The 18,494-nt window shown below is 63.5% G+C and carries 14 protein-coding genes; 10 read left to right on the forward strand and 4 right to left on the reverse strand.

The genetic code is table 11. The features are described 5' to 3' along the window. Positions 1–202 precede the first annotated feature (202 nt). The 6 genes from VGE08_RS11130 to VGE08_RS11155 all read left to right on the forward strand — a co-directional run bounded on the left by VGE08_RS11130 (position 203) and on the right by VGE08_RS11155 (position 9,750). Entirely contained in the window at positions 203–2,371 is a 2,169-nt protein-coding gene (locus VGE08_RS11130) for a S9 family peptidase (RefSeq protein ID WP_331067952.1), read from the forward strand. Positions 2,372–2,390: 19 nt separating this feature from the next. Next, positions 2,391–3,479, forward strand: coding sequence for a hypothetical protein (locus tag VGE08_RS11135; RefSeq protein ID WP_331067953.1), 1,089 nt, complete (start codon positions 2,391–2,393; stop codon positions 3,477–3,479). A gap of 215 nt (positions 3,480–3,694) precedes the next feature. Then, entirely contained in the window at positions 3,695–4,624 is a 930-nt protein-coding gene (locus VGE08_RS11140) for a hypothetical protein (protein WP_331067954.1), read from the forward strand. 166 nt (positions 4,625–4,790) lie between these two features. Continuing rightward, complete coding sequence (locus tag VGE08_RS11145; protein WP_331067955.1) at positions 4,791–6,245, forward strand: tetratricopeptide repeat protein; 1,455 nt, start codon at positions 4,791–4,793, stop codon at positions 6,243–6,245. A gap of 210 nt (positions 6,246–6,455) precedes the next feature. Then, positions 6,456–8,537, forward strand: coding sequence for a 3-hydroxyacyl-CoA dehydrogenase NAD-binding domain-containing protein (locus tag VGE08_RS11150; RefSeq protein WP_331067956.1), 2,082 nt, complete (start codon positions 6,456–6,458; stop codon positions 8,535–8,537). A gap of 10 nt (positions 8,538–8,547) precedes the next feature. Then, positions 8,548–9,750, forward strand: a complete 1,203-nt coding sequence (locus VGE08_RS11155) for an acetyl-CoA C-acyltransferase (protein ID WP_331067957.1) — start codon at positions 8,548–8,550, stop codon at positions 9,748–9,750. A gap of 213 nt (positions 9,751–9,963) precedes the next feature. On the opposite strand, the gene ilvB is transcribed toward VGE08_RS11155, so the two are convergent. Beyond that, on the reverse strand, positions 9,964–11,757 hold the full coding sequence (gene ilvB / locus VGE08_RS11160; protein ID WP_349258674.1) for a biosynthetic-type acetolactate synthase large subunit: 1,794 nt from the start codon (positions 11,755–11,757) through the stop codon (positions 9,964–9,966). A gap of 376 nt (positions 11,758–12,133) precedes the next feature. Here ilvB and ilvN point away from each other — a divergent pair, with 376 nt between their 5' ends. Then, positions 12,134–12,640: an acetolactate synthase small subunit gene (ilvN, locus tag VGE08_RS11165; RefSeq protein WP_331067959.1), complete on the forward strand. Its 507-nt coding sequence runs from the start codon at positions 12,134–12,136 to the stop codon at positions 12,638–12,640. 158 nt (positions 12,641–12,798) lie between these two features. Next, positions 12,799–13,407, forward strand: coding sequence for a glutathione S-transferase family protein (locus VGE08_RS11170; RefSeq protein WP_331067960.1), 609 nt, complete (start codon positions 12,799–12,801; stop codon positions 13,405–13,407). A 3-nt stretch (positions 13,408–13,410) separates the two neighbouring features. On the opposite strand, the gene VGE08_RS11175 is transcribed toward VGE08_RS11170, so the two are convergent. The 3 genes from VGE08_RS11175 to VGE08_RS11185 all read right to left on the reverse strand — a co-directional run bounded on the left by VGE08_RS11175 (position 13,411) and on the right by VGE08_RS11185 (position 15,294). Further along, the gene (locus tag VGE08_RS11175) at positions 13,411–14,382 is read right to left on the reverse strand and encodes a quinone oxidoreductase (protein ID WP_331067961.1); all 972 of its coding nucleotides are present in this window, start codon (positions 14,380–14,382) and stop codon (positions 13,411–13,413) included. A 73-nt stretch (positions 14,383–14,455) separates the two neighbouring features. Then, positions 14,456–14,794, reverse strand: a complete 339-nt coding sequence (locus VGE08_RS11180) for a P-II family nitrogen regulator (protein ID WP_331067962.1) — start codon at positions 14,792–14,794, stop codon at positions 14,456–14,458. 143 nt (positions 14,795–14,937) lie between these two features. After that, complete coding sequence (locus VGE08_RS11185; RefSeq protein ID WP_331067963.1) at positions 14,938–15,294, reverse strand: hypothetical protein; 357 nt, start codon at positions 15,292–15,294, stop codon at positions 14,938–14,940. Between VGE08_RS11185 and VGE08_RS11190 the strand changes: the two genes are divergently transcribed. Both VGE08_RS11190 and VGE08_RS11195 read left to right on the forward strand, forming a co-directional pair. Continuing rightward, on the forward strand, positions 15,293–17,338 hold the full coding sequence (locus VGE08_RS11190) for a M12 family metallo-peptidase (protein WP_331067964.1): 2,046 nt from the start codon (positions 15,293–15,295) through the stop codon (positions 17,336–17,338). The two genes, VGE08_RS11185 and VGE08_RS11190, sit on opposite strands and share 2 nt — an antisense overlap. A 207-nt stretch (positions 17,339–17,545) precedes the next feature. Beyond that, on the forward strand, positions 17,546–18,478 hold the full coding sequence (locus tag VGE08_RS11195) for a DnaJ C-terminal domain-containing protein (RefSeq protein ID WP_331067965.1): 933 nt from the start codon (positions 17,546–17,548) through the stop codon (positions 18,476–18,478). Positions 18,479–18,494 lie beyond the last annotated feature (16 nt).

The following is an 18,494-nucleotide window of genomic DNA, read 5'->3' on the forward strand; positions in this document are numbered from 1 at the left end:
TGAGCATGGCTGTACGATCTGGCGCGGCGGTCGCGTATTCAAGCGAGGCCGCGCACTCACTGAACAGTTGCGAGTGTACGTAGCGTAGCGCGCCAATAAATGGATGCACTTCTCAGCTTAAGCAGCACGGAAGCGCCCGTTGGATAGACTAGGCCGATTGCACTGGCCAACTTCACAAAACAGCACAGCACGAGGCATACCGATGACGCCGATACGCGGGCAGCAGCGCAGCGATTGTCATAAGCAAATCACTCACCCCAGCGCCTGGGCTGGCGCGATCGCGCTGATCGTCGGCTTCATGCTCGCGTGCGCAGCGCATGCGGAACCCTATAGCGCCGCGGCGATGTGGCAGCTGCAGCGGCTCGGCGAGCCCGATATTTCTCCCGATGGCCGTCTCGCCGTGGTGCCGGTCACACGCTACGACGTCGACGCGAACAAGGGCGACACCGATCTGTGGCTCGTGCCCACCAAGCCCGGCAAGGCGCGCCAGCTCACCAGCTCGGGCGGCTCGGCCTCCTCGCCGGTGTGGAGTCCGGACGGCGAAATGATCGCGTTCGTCGGCAAGCGCGGCGAAGATAAACAACAGCAGCTTTATGTCATCGCAGTCGGCGGCGGCGAAGCCCGACGCGTGACCAATATCCCCACTGGCGTGATTGCGCCGAAGTGGTTCCCGGATTCGCGGCGCATCGCCTTCCTGTCGCAGGTGTGGACCGACCTGGACACCTGGGCCGAGATGGACAAGCGCATGACCGAGCGCAAAGAAACCAAGATGACCGCCAAGGTGTGGGACAAGGCGCCGGTGACCTATTGGGATCATTTCCTCGACGATCGCCAGACCCATATTTATTCCATCAGCATCGATGGCGGCGAGCCGCAGGCCATCACGCGCCATTCCGGTGTCGCCCTGGATCGCGCCGAGCCCGATGCGAATTCCTATGACATCTCGCCCGACGGCACCGAAGTCGCGTTCGCGGTCAACACCGATCGCAGCGGCATCGAGCCGAACTTCGACATATTCACGCTGCCGGTCGAGGGCGGCTCGCCGCAGAATCTGACCAACCTCACGCAGGACAATCCGGCCGACGATACCGCGCCCGTATACAGCCCGGACGGCCGCTCGCTCGCGTTTCGGCGTCAACTGATCAGAGACTTCTACGCGGACCGCGCGCGCTTGATGTTGTATGACCGTCGTAACGGCAAGCTCCGCAATATCACCGAGAACTGGGATCGCTCGGCGGACGGTCTGGTGTGGTCGCCGGACTCCGGTTCGCTGTTCGGTTCGATCGACGACGCGGGCACGCGTCGTATCTATCGCTTCGACATCGGCGGCGGCGAGCCCAGGCCGGTGACGCGCGAGCACAGCTTCGGCTCGCTGGCAATCGCCGGCAGCGGGCCAGTGATCGTCGGCTTGCGGCAGAGCTTCACCGAGCCGCCGACACTCGTCAGCATCATCCCGCGCACTGGCGCAGCCACCAAGCTGTCGGACTTCAACGATGGCCTGCTGTCGCGAATGACGCCGGGCAAAGTCGAGAGCGTCACCTACGAGGGCGCGAACGGCGAAGACGTGCAGATGTGGGTGGTGTATCCGCCGAACTTCACGCCCGACCGCAAATGGCCGCTCTATCTGCTACTGCACGGCGGTCCTCACAACGGCGTGACCGACGCTTATCAATGGCGTTGGAACGCACAAGTCTTCGCCAACTGGGGCTACGTCACCGCCTGGCACAATTTTCACGGGTCGAGCGGCTTCGGCCAGGCCTGGGCCGATTCCATCACCAAGGAATGGATGGCGCTGCCCTACGAAGACACCCTGAAGGCGGCCGATTGGTTTCGTGCCCAACCATGGATAGACAGTGAACGAATGGCCGCCGGCGGCGGCAGCTTCGGCGGGTATCTTGCCTCTGCCCTGCTGGGCAAGCCGCATCCGTTCAAGACATTGGTGGCGCACGCCGCGGTATATAACTCATACACGCAATACGCCAGCGACTTTGGCGCGGACAAGAAGCGCTACGGCGAGTTCTGGGACGACGTCGAGCTGTTCGCCCGCAACTCGCCGCACACCTTCGCCAAGAACTTCAACACTCCGACACTGGTGATTCACGGTCAGCTGGACATGCGCGTGCCGGTGAATCATGGCCTGGAGCTGTTCAACACGCTGCAGAACCGTGGCGTGCCGAGCAAGCTGGTGTACTTCCCGGACGAGAATCACTGGATCCTGAAACCGCAGAACTCGCTGTTCTGGTACGAGACGCATCGCCAGTGGCTGGAGCAATACGTGCGTCCCGGTCCGGGCGAGGCCAGCGCGGTGGCTACGGCCGGCCAGTCGCCCGATGCGACGCAACCTGCAACGAATCAATCGACGGCCGATTGACGGGAACCCGGGTGTCGCAATGAGCGTCAACCGACGTGAAGCATTGCTGATGACGGGCGCGGCCGCGTTGCTGGCTGGAGAAGCATTCGCCGCGGAGCAACCAGTGAAGAAACTCAAGGTCCTGATCCTCGGCGGCACCGGCATCAGCGGCCCACATCTGGTTCGCAAACTGCGCGCCGCAGGTCACCAGCTCACGCTGTTGAACCGCGGCAAGCGCAATCCCGACCTGTTCAAGGACGTCGAAACGCTGATTGGCGATCGCAATGGCCCGCTGGACGTATTGAAGGGACGCGACTGGGATGTGGTGGTCGACAACTCCGGCTACTTCCCGCGTCAATTGCGCACGAGTACCGAAATTCTCAAGGACCACACCCGGCACTACATCTACGTGTCGAGCATCTCCGCGTATGCCGATCTCACGCCGCCGGGCATCGACGAGGACTACAAGCTCGCGGAGCTGAAGGATCCCGACGCCACTGAAATCACCGGCGACAACTACGGCGGACTGAAAGCGGGCTGCGAAAAGATCGTCGAGCAAACATTCGGCGAGCGCCAGGCGGTCATCCGTCCTTCCTATATCGTCGGGCCGGGCGACATCACGGATCGTTTCGGCTACTGGCCGGTGCGTGTGGCGCGCGGTGGAACGATGCTCGCTCCGGGCAAACCCTCCGATCCCATCCAGTTCATCGACGTGCGCGACATGACGGATTTCATGCGTGCGTGCGTCGAACGTCAGATCAAGGGCCGTTACAACCTGTGCAATCCGCCGGGCGCCGTGACCATGGGCGACCTGCTCGAAACCAGCAAGCGCATCTCGAAATCGAACGCCTCCTTCGTCTGGGCGCCGCAAGCGTTTCTGGAAGAGAACAAGGCGCTGGACAGTGGCGAGATCCCGATCTGGGCGCCGCCTGTCGGGGAGCAAGCAGGAGCGACCCTGGTCAGCTCGGCACGCGCCGTCGCGCAGGGCCTGCGCTTCCGCGATCTGGAGGTCACGGTCAAGGACACGCTCGCGTGGCACGAACAGCGTCCCGCCGATCAGAAAGCCAGACTGCGTGCCGGGCTCACCCCCGAGCGTGAAGCCGAGCTGCTGAAGAAATTGCAGGCCTGAGCGGTTAGCGGCTGGCCCGAATTGGAACTCCGGACTCTGTTCTGCCTAACCACTAACCGCCGACCGTAACCGCCGCGCGAGCCTGATGTGACATATGATCGCCGGCCGTCATCAATCAGCCGGCGTCATCCAACTCGGCGGCTACGTCGAACTGAAGTGATGGACTCGCGTCGCCGCTGGAGTGACGATAGAGCCCTGCTTCTGGAGAGTGCCCCATGTCGTCATCCATGTCGTCACGCATCACCCGCTCAGCAGCCCGCGCGATCACACCGCGCCTCGCGCTCAGCTGCATTGCGCTAGCCGTGCTCAGCGCGTGCAATCGCGGTGGCGAGCAGATCGCCGCCACTTCACCGACCGAAACCACCGAGCTGGCGTGGGCGCGCAACGCGCTGGAACGCAATCCTCGATATGAAGTTCTGGCGAGTGACACGCAGACACGCGTGTTCACGGTACGCGATCGCTCGTCCGGACGTGTCGAGACAATCAACCTGAACGACCTCGCCGCGGCGCCCATCGCACAGCTGGAAGCTTCGCCGCCAGCCGCTCCCGAACCGTCAGTTGCTCCGGCGTCGCAGGTGGCCGCGAACACGCAAGCACCTCCGGCTGATCAAGCTCAACAGTCCTCACCGCCGGCACCGGCACAAGAGCCCACCCAGGTGGTGGACAACTCGCCGGCCGCGGCGGCCGAGAGAGCTGCGGCGAGCGAAGCCAACTATACGATCGATCGCACGGGAGGAACGCTGCGAGTGTCCGGCCCGGGTGTCAGCATCGTCAGTGCAGGCAGGAGCGCGCGATCGAGCGCATCGAATCGCGCTGGCGCGCAAGCCAGCGAGCCCATCATCTGCGAAGGTCCGCGCCTGCTGAAGCTCGATGACCGCAACATCTACGTCGAGGGCGACGCCATCATCGCGCGCGGCGGCTGCGAGCTGTACATCACCAACAGCCGCATCATCGCTTCGGGCACGGGCCTCATCGTCGAGGACGCCATCGTGCACATCGCCAACAGCCACATCGAAGGGGCGAACGGCTCCTTCAATGCCACCGATCGCGCGCGCATGTTCGTTCGCACGTCGACGTTCGAAGGCGTGCCGCGCCGGGCAGAATTTGCGAGCGTGCTCGATCAAGGCGGCAACGAATGGCGCTGACGGCGCGCCGAGGCGCCGATCAGCGACGTCCCTTACGATTAGCGGACGGCAAGAGCCGGCACTAAACTAGCGGGCTGTGGACTCCTCCAGCAGCTCGCAACGGCCCAGCGCCAATCGCCGCTTCACCCTACGCCGCGTGGCGGGCTTGGTCCTGCTCGCCGCATTCGTGTCCTGGCCCCTTCTGCGTAGCTATTCGCCCGAGCCGACAGAACCCGAAATATCTCCGCCGGTTCGTGAAGAATTTCACGCATCGAAACCGCTGCGTCTCGAACTGAACAGCACTGCAGCCAACGCTGACTTGGCGTGGCTGCGCTACGAGCTCAACCATCTGCTGGCGCGCGGCAAGATGCGCATGACCTCGGTCTCGATCGATCCCACCGAGCCCAAGGTGTTCACCTTGCGCGTCTCGATGAACGAGGACGGACAGCAAGCAACGCTTGCCCTGGTGGCGCCCGACGACATCGTCGATCGCCAGATCGCATTGCCGCTGCCGACAGAATCGCGACTCGCGACCATGAGCGCCTTCGCCGCGGCACTGCCCAGCTTCCTGAATGCCGCGCATGCCACGGGCGACTGGAAATCTCTGCTCGGCACTGAAAACCCCAAGGCATACGACACGTTCATCAACACCACGCTCGAGTGGTCAGGCCCGGTCAGCTCGGGCTTTACTCAGCCCGCCGTCGAACCGCGACGCGCGCGCTCGGTGGAACGATTGGAATCGTTGATCCGGGACCATCCTAGATTCGCTCGCGCATGGGGCTCGCTCGCGACCGGTTACTTGAGCCTGGGCAGCGAAGACGAAACATCGCTGAGCCAGCTGGCCGAAAGCAGCGCCGAGCATGCATTGACGCTGGACGAGGGCATTGCCGACGCGCACGCCGCACTGGGCCTGGTGCATTTGCGTCGGAACGAATGGGTTGCGGCACGCGAGCGGTTGCAACGGGCGCTCACTCTGGATGCGCAAACTGCCGCGGCGCTGGAAGGCCTCGCGTGTTTGCTCGTCGATGCCGGCCGATACAAAGAAGCAGCGCCGTTCGGTGCTCAAGCAGTGGCTCTACAACCGCAGAACAATGGCGCGAACGAATGTTTCGCCTACGCGCTCACGACGACTGAAGCGCCGCCGACGATTCAAGCCGTGCCCTCGACGGTGCAAGCATTGGAAGCCTTGCTTGCCGGCGAGAACCAAGCGGCAAGAGAAATATTGCGCGCGTCGGTGAGCTCGCAGGATTTCTCGCGCTGGGCGGACCCGTTGTTGCACGCGGCAGAAAATCGTCGCCGCATCCCGCAAGCGTTGCAGGCAGTCACGCTCGCCGCCAGCGAGCAGCAGATCGATCCAGCGACGGAGATTCTTTGTGGCGCGGCTTTGAAACAGCCGGACTTCGTTTTCAATCGCATGTCGCGCCTGCAGCGTCAGGGCGGACGCCTGCCGTTGCGTGTGCTGTGGATGCCGCAAACCGGATTCCTGCGTCAGCACTCGCGTTTCGAAGAGATCGTCAGCGGCGCCGGGCTACCCGCGTTCTGGCAGGAACGAGGCACCCCGGATGTGTGTGCCGCGGAACCGGGGCTATATGGTTGCAAGCTGCGCCCCGCAGTCCCCGCGCAGCCCGCAGAGCGGCGCTGACGCTGCGCCGGCAGCCGCCTTGCCCGGCTAAGTCATTGATTACACCGTCCCTGTTGGTCCGCCATGCGGAATTCTTTGCAGTGCGGTAAAACTCTACAAATTGCGCCATAATGCCGGCCCCGCGACGTTCAGCAGACTCGGCGGCCGGCTCCGTCGATCGCTTCATTCCGCTTCGCGGACCGAACACTCAAGAGCACAGGAGACGCATCGATGGGGGCCATCAACGCCGTGACCGACCTGTCCGTCCAAGACGGGATCGCGATCATCACAATCGACTATCCGCCGGTGAACGCGCTGTCGCATGCCGTTCGAGAGGGCATCGTCAAAGGCATGCAGCAGGCGAACGCCGATACCGCGGTCAAGGCCGTGGTGTTGATCTGCAATGGCCGCACCTTCATGGCCGGCGCCGACATCACCGAGTTCGGCAAGCCGATGCAGGAGCCGTGGCTGCCCGACGTCATTACCACGATCGAAAACTCGAGCAAGCCCGTCATCGCCGCGATCCATGGCACCGCGCTCGGCGGCGGCCTGGAAGTCGCGTTGGGATGTCACTATCGCGTCGCCGTTCCTTCGGCGAAGTGCGGCCTTCCGGAAGTCCATCTGGGCCTGTTGCCGGGAGCCGGCGGTACGCAACGCCTGCCTCGTATCGTAGGTCCGCAAATGGCGTTGGAGATGGTGACCTCCGGCGCACACGTCGACGCGAAGCGTGCGCACGCAGCCGGCTTGATCGATGAGCTGGTCGCCGAAGGCGATCTGCGCGCCGGTGCGATCGGCTACGCGAAGAAAGTTGTCGCGGAAAATCGCCCGCTGAAGAAAGTGCGCGACATGAACGAGAAGGTCGAAGCGGCGCGCGGCAAACCGGAAATCTTCGCGGACTTCCGCAAAGCCAATGCCCGCAAGTTCCGCGGCTTCCTCGCTCCCGAGTACAACATCCGCTGCATCGAAGCCGCGGTGAACCAGCCGTTCGAAGAAGGCTTGAAGCTCGAGCGCCAGTTGTTCCAGGAACTGATGACCGGCGTGCAGTCGGCCGCGCAGCGCTACGTGTTCTTCGCCGAGCGCCAGGTGTGGAAAGTTCCCGACATCACCGATGACATTCCGACGCTGCCCATCGCCAAGGTCGGCATCATCGGCGCCGGCACCATGGGCGGCGGCATCGCGATGAACTTCGCCAATGTCGGCATTCCCGTGACCATCGTCGAAACCAAACAGGAAGCGCTGGAGCGCGGCCTGGGTGTGATTCGCAAGAACTACGAGACCACCGCCAAGCGCGGCAAGCTCAAGCCTGAAGACGTCGAAAAGCGCATGGGCCTGCTGAGCGGCACGCTGGAGCTGGAGAAGCTCGCCGACTGCGACCTGATCATCGAAGCCGTGTTCGAAAACATGGACGTGAAAAAGGACGTGTTCGGCAAGCTCGACAAGATCGCCAGGCAGGGCGCCATTCTCGCCTCCAACACGTCCTATCTCGACATCAACGAGATCGCCAGCGCCACGCAGCGTCCCGAGTGGGTGCTCGGCCTGCACTTCTTCTCGCCCGCCAACGTGATGCGCCTGCTCGAAGTGGTGCGTGGCGCGAAGACTTCGAAACAAGTCATCGCGACGGCCATGCAGCTGGCGAAGCGGATCGGCAAGGTGGCCGCGCTGGTCGGCGTATGTCATGGCTTCGTCGGCAATCGCATGCTTGCCGCCCGCCACGATCAAGCCTTCGCCATGCTGATGGAAGGCGCGATGCCCTGGGACGTGGACAAGGTACTGTACGATTTCGGCATGCCGATGGGACCGTTCGCCATGTCGGACCTCGCGGGCCTCGACATCGGCTGGAACAAAGAGAAGTCGAGCAGCTCGACGGTGCGCGAAGTGTTGTGCGAGATGGATCGCCGCGGTCAGAAGACCAAGGCCGGCTTCTATGATTACGACGAGCAGCGCAATGCCAAGCCCTCGCCCGTCACCGAAAAGATCATCAAGGACTTCATGGCCAAGGCCGGCGCGACGCCGCGCCAGATTTCCGAGCAGGAGATCCTCGAGCGCTGCATCTATCCCATGATCAACGAGGGCGCCAAGATTCTCGAGGAGAAGATTGCGATCCGTCCCTCCGACATCGACATCGTCTGGATCAACGGCTATGGCTGGCCGGTGTACCGCGGCGGCCCGATGTTCTATGCGGACACCATCGGTCTGCCGACCGTGGTGGCGAAACTGAAGGAATATGCGCCCAAGCTGGGCCCGGATTTCACCATTTCGCCGCTACTCGAAAAACTCGCCGCCGAAGGCAAGCGGTTCCAGGATCTGAAGTAAGGAGCATCCCATGCGCGAAGCAGTCATCGTTTCCACCGCGCGCACGCCGATCGGCAAAGCCTATCGCGGCGCGTTCAACAACACTCAGGCCCAGGAACTGGCCGGCCATGCGATCGCCGAAGCCGTCAAGCGCGCCGGCATCGACGGCGCCGACGTCGACGATGTGATTCTCGGCTGCGCCCTGCAGCAGGGCTCGACCGGCGGCAACATCGCTCGCCAGGCGCTGCTGCGCGCGGGGTTGCCGATCACCGTGTCGGGCATGTCGATGGATCGTCAGTGCTCCTCGGGCTTGATGGCCATTGCCACTGCGGCCAAGCAGATCATTCACGACGGCATGCAGGTCGCGATCGGCGGCGGCGTCGAATCGGTCTCGCTGGTGCAGAACGATAAGATGAACAAGTTCCGCGTTACCGATCCGTGGCTGGTGAAGAACCTGCCGCAGACGTACATGACGATGATCGAGACGGCTGAAATCGTCGCCGAGCGCTATGGCGTCAGCCGCGAAGCTCAGGACCAGTACGCGCTGCAATCTCAGCAACGTACGGCCGCCGCTCAAGCGGAAGGCCGCTACGACGCCGAGATCGCACCGCTGCCGGCGGTGATGATCGTCGCGGACAAGGAGACCGGCGCCACTTCGGAAAAGCCGATGACGCTGAAGCTCGACGAAGGCAATCGCCCCAAGACCACGCTGGAAGATCTGCAGAAGCTGCAGCCGGTGTTCAAGAACGGTCAGCGCATCCAGGAAGGCAAGTACATCACCGCCGGCAATGCTTCGCAGCTATCCGACGGCGCCGCCGCGCTGGTGCTGATGGAAGCGAAAGAAGCCGAGAAGCGCGGACTGAAGCCACTGGGCGCCTATCGCGGCATGGCGGTCGCAGGTTGCGATCCAGACGAGATGGGCATCGGCCCGGTGTTCGCCGTGCCGAAGCTGCTCAAGCTCAACGGCCTGAAGATGGACGACATCGGCATCTGGGAATTGAACGAAGCCTTTGCCAGCCAGGTGCTCTACATCCGCGACAAGCTCGGCATTCCCAACGACAAGCTCAACGTGTCCGGCGGCGCAATCTCGATCGGCCACCCCTACGGCATGTCCGGCGCCCGCATGACCGGCCACCTGCTCATCGAAGGCAAGCGCCGCGGCGCCAAGTACGGCGTGGTCACCATGTGCATCGGCGGCGGCATGGGTGCAGCGGGGCTGTTCGAGATCTTTTGATCCGCACGCCCTGATCGAGCAGGAGACCCTCCCCCTACCCCCTCCCGTAAACGGGAGGGGGAAATCGAATTTTTTGTATTTTCTTTCTTCGGAACAACATCTCTGACGCAGAAGCGCTTCTTCCGGGTCAAAGAAAAAAAATCAAGTTCCCCCTCCCGTTTACGGGAGGGGGCTAGGGGGAGGGTCTTCTGGTAAAAACCAGAAGCGACGTAACTAGAACATCTCCGACGCATCAGGCGTGCTGATCTGCGACGGCGTGTTACGCGATGCGATGTACTGACCCGTGATCATCTGGTTGTACGCCTGCCCCGGTCCGACCATGGGATAGACGCCCGCATCCGGATCGATCATCACCTCGAGGAACGCCGGGCCCTTGAATTCGATGAATTCACGGATCACGCGCGGCAGATCTTCCTTGCGATCCAGACGCACCGCGTACTGGAAGCCGTCAGCCTGGGCGGCCTTGATGAAGTCTTTCTTGTGTAGCGACTTGTCGCTGGCCGACAGACGGCCCTTGAAGAACAGCTTCTGCCATTGCTTCACCATGCCGTCGCCGCAGTTGTTCAACACCACGATCTTCACCGGCAGGTCGTAGGTCGTGACGGTTTCCAGCTCGCCCAGGTTCATGCGGATGCTGGCGTCGCCGTCGACATCGATCACCAGCTTGTCCGGATTGGCGAGCTGCGCGCCGATCGCGGCGGGCAAGCCGAAACCCATGGTCCCCATGCTGCCGGAAGTGAGCCACAGGCGCGGCTGGCGGAAGTCGAAGTACTGCGCCGACCACATCTGATGCTGACCGACGCCGGTGCTGATGATGGCCTCGCCCCGGGTCAGGCGATTGATCTCTTCGATCACGTGATACGGCTGGATCAGCGTGCTGTCGCGATCGTAGTTCATCGCATGATCGCGACGCAGCTGCGCGCAATGCTCGACCCAGGCCGACCAGTCCCGCTTGAAATTGGCGCGACGGCTGTACGTCAACAGCGTCCGCAGCGCTTCGGGCAGCATGCCGACGTGATGCCAGTCCACCGGCTTCACCTTGTTCACTTCGGACGCATCGATATCGATCTGCGCGATGCGCTTGGCATTGGGCGCGAACTTGGGCGGATTGCCCGCGACGCGATCGTCGAAACGTGCGCCGAGCGTGATCAGGAAATCGCAATCGTCCACCGCATAGTTCGCGAACGCCGCGCCGTGCATGCCCAGCATGCGCATGGACAGGGAATGCGTCGTGTCGAATGCGCCGAGCCCCATCAAGGTGGTCACGACGGGAATGTTCATTTCGATGGCCAGCTCGCGCAGGGCCGCCGACGCGCCGGAATGGATCACGCCGCCGCCGGCGTAGATCAACGGCCGCCTGGCCTCGCCCAGCATGCTGAAGAATTCGGCGCACTGAGCGTCGGACAACGTGCTGCGCAGGAGTCGATTCATGCGGTGCCGGTAGCCCGGCACAGGCAGCCGGCCGGTGCCTTGGAAGGCGCCACGCCAGTTCTGCACGTCCTTGGGAATATCGATGACCACCGGACCCGGCCGCCCGGTGCGGGCGATCTCGAACGCCGTTCGCACGGTAGCTTCCAGCTTCGCGGCGTCTGTCACCAGAAAGATGTGCTTTGCCACCGAGCCCATGATGCTGGCGACCGGGGCCTCCTGAAACGCGTCGCTGCCGATGGCACCCGTGGCCACCTGGCCGCAGATCACGACGATGGGAACCGAGTCGGCCATGCAGTCGCGCACCGGCGTGACGGTATTGGTCGCGCCCGGACCGGAAGTCACCACGCACACGCCGACCTTGCCAGTCGCCCGCGCGTAGCCCGCAGCCATGAATCCGGCGCCCTGCTCGTTGGCGGGCACCACTAGCGGCATGGGCTGGCGGCCATCCACCGCGCCGTCGCGGTTGTGGACGAAGATCGCGTCGTATGTCGGCAGGATCGCGCCACCGCTATAGCCAAATACGGTCTCGACGCCCTCGTCGGCGAGCACCTGGACAATGATCTCGGCGCCTGACATCTGCTTGCCCGCAAGCGGATGGCTGGCGGCGGAGAGCGCGGCAGGACTGTGTTTCACGACTATTTCCGGAAAAAAAATGCGCCCGAGACGCCCTGAGCGACCGGGTTTATGCGACTGGGTGAGCCTACAGGAAAGGGGCCGCCATCGTCCATTTGGCACCCGGTTCTGTGCATGCCCCGCCCGGCCAATCCCCCGGCCGGCGGCCGGGGCTGCCAGAGGGGTCTTCCGGCGCGATGAAGGAAGCCGGTATGCTTCCCGCCCTTTCGTCAGCCCCGACACGAACCAGCGCCGCGCACCGATGAGCACGCCGACGAACACAGTAGTCACGCCTCAAGCCGGGGCCTGGACCACACCCGCGATTTCAAAAGGATCCGCGATGAGTGCCCGCAAGCGCCATATCGTTTCCATCCTGCTGCAGAACGAAGTAGGCGCGCTGACCCGGGTCACCAGCCTGTTCTCCACCCGCGGCTACAACATCGAGTCGCTGAACGTCGCACCCACCGAGGATCCGACGGTGTCGCGCTTGACCCTGGTCACCACCGGCACCGAAGCGGTCGTTCAGCAAATCGTCAACCAGTCGCTCAAGCTGATCGACGTCGTGAACGTCGACGACATGACGCGCGACCAGCACGTGGAGCGAGAGCTGTTGTTGCTCAAGCTGCGCGTACCCAGTTCACAAATCGGTGCGATCAACTCCGCCGTGCAACGGGCTGGCGGAAAGGTCTTGTCGGATGACGCGGAAAGCTATACCGTCGAACTGACCGACAGTGAGGCGCAGATCAACAGGTTCATTGCCGAAGCGGGGAATCTCGGCGAAGTTCTGGAGGTCGTGCGCAGCGGTGCATTGGCAATGTTGCGAGGAGCGACCACGCTTCGCGCCTGAGCCAGCCGCATCGCGCGGTGATCCACGCGCAGTACAGGTGGATGGCCAGAAGAAGTTCTCTGCAAACATCACGGGGCAGGATGTTTCGGGGACGCGCTCAATTCTCTTTGACGTGTTACCTGGAATGTGGCTGCGGACGATGATGCTTGGGAGAGACGATGTACCGCCTGTATGACTATCTGCCCTCCGGCAACGGCTATAAAGTGCGCCTGGTGCTCAAGCACCTCGGTTTGCCATACGAGCTGATTCAGCTCGACATCAAAGTCGGCGCCACGCGCACGCCGGAATTCCTGGCGAAGAATCCCAACGGCCGCATTCCGGTGTTGGAAATCCCCGAGAAAGGCTGCCTCGCGGAGAGCCACGCCATCATCGCGTTCCTGGCCGAAGGCTCCAGCCTGATTCCCGACGACCGTTATCAGCGCGCCCGCATGTGGCAATGGATGTGCTTCGAGCAGTACAACCTCGAACCCAATATCGGCACGGTGCGGTTCTGGCTCAACAGCCTCGGCAAGACGCGCGCCGAGCTGGGCGAGAAACTCATCGAAAAGAAAAAGAGCGGCTATGCCGCGCTCGACGTGCTCGAAGACGGCTTGCGCGAGCGCACTTTCCTGGTCGCCGATCAATTCACGCTGGCGGATATCGCGCTGTATGCATACACGCACGTCGCGCACGAAGGCGGCTTCGATCTCGCGCCCTATCCAAACATTCGCAGCTGGTGCGCCCGCGTATCGTCGCAGCCGAGTTGGGCGCCGATCACTTCGCCCTGAACGTCAAGGGATCAACACTGTCGAGCCCGTCGTGCGGCGGGCTTCGAGATCCGCGTGCGCGCGCGATGCATCGCTGAGCGGATACGTTTGGCCGATCTGCACTTTGATCACGCCGCGTCCGATCAGATCGAACAACTCCTGCGCAGCTCGCGCCAGTGCCGGACGGGTCGAGATGTAATGAAACAAGGTAGGCCGCGTCAGGAACAGTGAGCCGCGCTTGCTCAACTCCAGCGGAGAAATCGCCGGCGGCGGCCCGGAAGCGTTGCCATAGGAAACCATCATGCCCCGCGGCCGCAACGCATCCAGCGAGCCCATGAAAGTGTCCTTGCCCACCGAGTCGTAGGCGACCGTCACGCCTCGACCGCCGGTGATCGCCTTGGCCTGCGCGACCCAATCATCGTCGCTCAGCAATACGTGCTGTGCGCCCAGCTCGCGCGCCACGTCGGCCTTGGCTGCCGAGCCAACCACTGCGATGACGGTAGCTCCGAGATGACGAGCCCATTGCACGAGAATCGAGCCGACGCCGCCGGCTGCCGCGTGCACCAACAGCGCATCGCTCTTGCGCACTTTATAGACCTGACGCAACAGCGCCTGCGCCGTGAGACCTTTGAGCATGGCCGCGGCGGCGGTGTTGTCGTCGATGTTGTCTGGAATCTTGACCAGCCGATCCGCCGCCATCACGCGCGCCTGGGCGTAGGAACCGGACTGCCCTGATGAATAGGCGACTCGATCGCCCACCTGCAGGTGTTTGACGCGGGCCCCGACGGCTTCGACCACACCCGCGGCTTCTTTACCTGGCGTCGCCGGCAACGGCACCTGATAGAGGCCGCTACGCTCGTAGACGTCGATGAAGTTCAAGCCGACGGCGGTGTGGCGCAGCCGAACCTCGTCGCGCCCGGGTTCGCCGACCTCGGTCGACTCCCAACGCAGCACGTCGGGACCGCCCGTTTCATAGAATCGGATGATGCCAGTCATGGGCGGAGTATAGCCCTGACGGCATGGAGGGATCGCAGGCGGCGCGCCCGCCGCCTGTCACCGCGGCGCTGGATTACAGCGCCTGGTCGTCCGCTTCGCCGGTACGGATGCGCAGCACGCGCTCCAGGTCCGTGATGAAGATCTTGCCGTCGCCGACCTTGCCGGTCTTGGCCGCGCCGATGATGGCCTCGACCACCTGGTCGACCAGCGAGTCCTTGACCGCCACTTCGATGCGAGTCTTGGGAACGAAGTCCACCACGTACTCGGCGCCCCGATACAGCTCGGTGTGACCGCGCTGGCGGCCGAAGCCTTTGACCTCGGTGACTGTCATGCCGGACACGCCGATTTCCGACAACGCGGCACGAACGTCGTCGAGCTTGAACGGCTTGATGATTGCGCTGATGAGTTTCATTCCCCGTGGCTCCTGTCTCGATTGCGCTGCCCCGACCTCGCGCGGGCCGCTCGGTCGGGAGTTGGGTTTTTCGTTTCCGCCGGGCTTGCGTGGCGTGGCCAGATTACCTTGCACTACCGCGGCGATGCTTGGCAATGCACGATCTATGCCGCAAAGCGCGGCCCGGCATGGCCGCCCAGCGTCAGCTTACCAGCGGCCTGACGGTAAAAAACCGATTCCTGCCGCACCACTTTGGCGCGTCGGCGGCCCCGGCCGCGCGCGTTTGGTGCGTCGGCGTAACCCCAAACCCGGGCTCCTTCGAGGCGCTGCCAAAGCTCAGAGTAATGATCGGGGTCACCCGACCGCTCGCGACAAAAATCAAACATCGATCGCACTATCGGCAAGTTGCGCGTGATCCGCATCGCGCCCTTCGCAATTGCCCGGGCTGCTGCTGTTGCCCACCGCGCGTGGCTGTGAGAAAACGTGCGCCGATATTTCTCCGAGGCGATTCGATAAAACATGGGGGGCGACGGCCGCATCGGAGCATTCAGATTCTTCGGATACTGTCACTGGTTGGCGACACTCGTGCTCAGTGCCGTGACCAGCGCTGCGTTCGCCAGCGATGACGCCGCCTCGCGGATTCTTTATTTCGAGCCGCTCCAGCTCATCACTCCTGCCGGCTCGGGTCAGCAAAAGCCCTCGCCGACGCGCGAATTGCAGTTCGACGCCTACGGCCGCCGCTTCGTGGTCACACTCGAGCGCAACGACAAGTTGTCGGCACTGACGCAGAGCTCGGCGATCGATCTGTACCGCGGACAAGTCAACAATGACGCCCGTTCGTGGGCGCGCCTGTCGATCGCCGGCGGCAAGATGCAGGGCATGCTTTGGGATGGCGCCGAGCTCTATGTCATCGAACCCCTGACGAAGCTGCGCGACACCCTGCCCGCGAACACCAAGACGGATGTCGACACGACCGCCATCTTTCGCCTCGCCGACGTCGCAATGACGCCTGGCGCCGCCTCGTGCGCTGCCGAGTCAACGGATCCAGTCACCAAGGGCAGCAACGCGTACAACTCCATGGTGAACGAGCTGAAAGGCTCGCCCACCTTCATGCAGGCCGTGGGCGCGACCCGACGCCTGGAGGTCTCGGTGCTCGGCGACCTGCTGCTGCTGAACCGCTTCGGCAGTGAAACGAAGGCCCGCGACGAGATCCTGACCCGGCTCAACAACGTCGACGGCATCTACAGCTCGCAGCTGCAGGTGCAGATCAGTGTTTCGAGCATCGACTTCGGCGATTCGTTGTCGGCGACGACGTCAGCGTCATCATTGCTGAACGAGCTCGGCGACCTGCGCCGGCGTTCGGCAAATCTCTATTCGCGGGGGCTGACGCATCTGTTCACCGGGCGCGACCTGGATGGCACGACCGTCGGCATCGCCTTCATCGACTCCATTTGCCACCGGCAATTCGGCGCCGGCTTGACCGAGGCGCGCAATCGCAGCGTGTGGATCGAATCGCTGATCGCCGCTCACGAGATGGGCCACAACTTCGGCGCGCCTCACGACGGCGATCCGGATGAGGCTTGCGCCGGCACGTCGGCGAACACGTTTCTCATGGCCTCCAGCATCAACGGCAATGACAAGTTCTCCTCGTGCAGCCTGAGCATCATGCAGCCGAACGCCGCTGGCGCCAGTTGCATCACCGGGCTGTCGGATGCGGATATCGAAGTGGATGCGGACCTCGGCTCGGTGCGCCATCCGCTGAACACCTCGTTCGACTGGCAATTGAACGTGCGCAATACCGGTGGCCTCACCACCGCGAACGCCAGAGCCGAAATCACCGTGCCGTCCGAGCTCACGATCGTGGAAGCCTTCGTGACCGGCGGCTCGTGCACCAGCGGCGGCGGTTTGATCACGTGCCAGCTCGCCCCGATCGCCGGCGGCAATACGACAGCAGTACAGCTCGTGCTGCGCAGCTCGGTGGCCGCTTCGCATCCGATCTCGGCGAAGGTCAGCGCCGGCAACGACAACACCCCTGCCAACAACCAGGGCGAGGGAACGATCGAGACGCAGGCGGAAGTGGACCTTGGGGTGAGCTTGCAGGCGCCCAGCTCGAGCGCGGCGGGCACGGCGTTCAACACGACGCTGAGCGCAACCAACGAGTCCGAGAGCGACGCGGACACAGTGGTATTGACCGTTTCCTTGCCGGACGGCGTCACCGCCGCCAGTGCGACGTTCGGAGGAAATAGCTGCACCGTCGAAACCGGCCGCATCACCTGCACGCTTGCATCGCTGGCTGCGGGCGCGACCGCGAGTGGCAGCGCCACTTTGACCGCCAGCGCAACCGGCAGCGGGCTTCTGCAAGCTCAAATCTCCAGCAGGCAGATCGATCCCAACCCGAGCAACGACACCGCCTCGACCACTATCAGCGTCACCGCAGCCGCCCTGCCCGCCTCGCAGTCGAGCTCCGGTGGCGGAGGCGGCGGCAATGCCGGGATGGGCTTGCTTGCCCTGCTCCTCGGAGCGCTGGGCTTGAAAGCCTTCCAGCGGCGCGCATCCGCGCGCTAGCCTTCGTGCCGCAGCCGCTTGAAAGCGCGGTTGCCAGCGCCATCTAGGTCGCAATGCATGGAGTTCCCATGCCGCCCGGTCAGGGCTCCCGGCGGCCGGTCGAGGCCGCTGTAGAGCTCTGGAGCAGGCCGGGTAAGTCGATGAACATCAATCGCTTGCAACTCGCCCGACGCCCTCGAGCGGCTGGGCGCGAGGTGTAATTTCGCCGTGCCTGAGTACAAGGATTACTACAAGATCATGGGCGTCGCCCGCGACGTCGGCCAAGACGAGCTGAAGCGCGTCTATCGCCGGCTGGCGCGCAAATATCATCCCGACGTGAGCAAGGAGAAGGACGCGGAAGCTCGCTTCAAGGAAGTGCAGGAAGCGTACGAGGTCCTGAAGGACCCGCAGAAGCGTGCCGCTTACGATCAGCTCGGCAGCAACTGGCGCCAGGGCCAGGAGTTCCGGCCGCCACCGGATTGGGGCCGCAACTTCGAGTTCTCCACCGCCTTCGGCGATCAGGAAAGCGGCTTCAGCGACTTCTTCTCGTCACTGTTCGGTGGCGCTGCGCGCGCCGGTGCTGGACGTGCGCGTGGTGCCGGCGGGCGAGGCTTCGCCATGCCGGGCGACGATCAAGTTGCCACCATCGAGATCGATCTCGAGGATTCCTTCCGCGGCGGTACGCAGACCATCGAGCTCAAGAGCTCGCCGCGAGGTCCGGCGCGCACGCTGAAGATCACGATTCCTCAAGGCATCGTCGAAGGCCAACGCATTCGTCTCGCCGGCCAGGGCGGTCCGGGAGTTGGCGGCGGTCCGGCGGGCGATCTGTTTCTCGAAGTGAAGTTTCGCAAGCATCGCCTGTTCCAGGTCGACGGCCGCGATGTGACATTGACGTTGCCGGTGGCGCCGTGGGAAGCGGCGCTCGGTGCGACTGTGCCGACGCCGACGCTCGCAGGACCGGTGGACTTGCGCATCCCCGCCAATGCGAAAGCGGGACAACGCCTGCGGCTCAAAGGCCGAGGCCTGCCAGGCCCGACGCCCGGCGATCAATACGTGGTGTTGAAGATCGTGCTGCCGCCCGCCGACACAGAGGAAGCGCGTGCGCTATACGAACAGATGCAGCGAACGATGCCGTTCGATCCGCGCGCGGAGTTGCAGTAACGAGCAGCAACCATCG

Source organism: Steroidobacter sp. (assembly GCF_036406195.1).
Taxonomy (GTDB): Bacteria; Pseudomonadota; Gammaproteobacteria; order Steroidobacterales; family Steroidobacteraceae; genus Steroidobacter.

What these genes read in the sequence shown, in the direction of transcription:
- VGE08_RS11155 (WP_331067957.1), top strand. Translation starts at nt 8,548, where the DNA reads ATGCGCGAAGCAGTCATCGTTTCCACCGCGCGCACGCCGATCGGCAAA.
- VGE08_RS11190 (WP_331067964.1), top strand. Translation starts at nt 15,293, where the DNA reads ATGGGGGGCGACGGCCGCATCGGAGCATTCAGATTCTTCGGATACTGT.
- VGE08_RS11180 (WP_331067962.1), bottom strand. Translation starts at nt 14,794, where the DNA reads ATGAAACTCATCAGCGCAATCATCAAGCCGTTCAAGCTCGACGACGTT.
- VGE08_RS11185 (WP_331067963.1), bottom strand. Translation starts at nt 15,294, where the DNA reads ATGTTTTATCGAATCGCCTCGGAGAAATATCGGCGCACGTTTTCTCAC.
- ilvB (WP_349258674.1), bottom strand. Translation starts at nt 11,757, where the DNA reads ATGTCAGGCGCCGAGATCATTGTCCAGGTGCTCGCCGACGAGGGCGTC.
- VGE08_RS11130 (WP_331067952.1), top strand. Translation starts at nt 203, where the DNA reads ATGACGCCGATACGCGGGCAGCAGCGCAGCGATTGTCATAAGCAAATC.
- VGE08_RS11140 (WP_331067954.1), top strand. Translation starts at nt 3,695, where the DNA reads ATGTCGTCATCCATGTCGTCACGCATCACCCGCTCAGCAGCCCGCGCG.
- VGE08_RS11170 (WP_331067960.1), top strand. Translation starts at nt 12,799, where the DNA reads ATGTACCGCCTGTATGACTATCTGCCCTCCGGCAACGGCTATAAAGTG.
- VGE08_RS11150 (WP_331067956.1), top strand. Translation starts at nt 6,456, where the DNA reads ATGGGGGCCATCAACGCCGTGACCGACCTGTCCGTCCAAGACGGGATC.
- VGE08_RS11135 (WP_331067953.1), top strand. Translation starts at nt 2,391, where the DNA reads ATGAGCGTCAACCGACGTGAAGCATTGCTGATGACGGGCGCGGCCGCG.
- ilvN (WP_331067959.1), top strand. Translation starts at nt 12,134, where the DNA reads ATGAGTGCCCGCAAGCGCCATATCGTTTCCATCCTGCTGCAGAACGAA.
- VGE08_RS11175 (WP_331067961.1), bottom strand. Translation starts at nt 14,382, where the DNA reads ATGACTGGCATCATCCGATTCTATGAAACGGGCGGTCCCGACGTGCTG.